The sequence below is a fragment of the Bradyrhizobium sp. Kon58 genome (assembly GCF_055807455.1).
The window spans coordinates 1-287 of record NZ_JBVVOT010000365.1; the positions used below are offsets into that span (position 1 = coordinate 1).

The 287-nt window shown below is 64.1% G+C and carries 1 protein-coding gene; it reads right to left on the reverse strand.

What is annotated here, in order from left to right:
- Positions 1-269 (reverse strand): pilus assembly protein PilM (gene pilM, locus AC0L20_RS40795; RefSeq protein WP_473295791.1); only part of this gene is annotated, 269 nt, incomplete at its 3' end.
- Positions 270-287: the final 18 nt, after the last annotated feature.

A 287-nucleotide genomic window follows, 5' to 3' on the forward strand; every position in this document is an offset into this window, starting at 1 on the left:
TCCACCACCCGTGTCACCAGCCCGGCAAGGGCCAATACCGCCTCGCGGGCCTCCACCTGTTCACGCAAGCACGCCGCCAGCAATACCTCGACCCGCCCGGTTCCTTGAGGCGACGGGCCGCGCACCTGAAAATCCAGCGCCACCTCGTCCAAGGGATAGGGAATGTACTGGTCGGCCTCCATCTGTATCTGCCAGGCCATTTCTTCATCGCTGAGGTTCGCGTCCATGTCGATCACCCTTGTAATCACCGAAGGGCCCGACACCGCCACGGCCGCACTCCGGGCTTC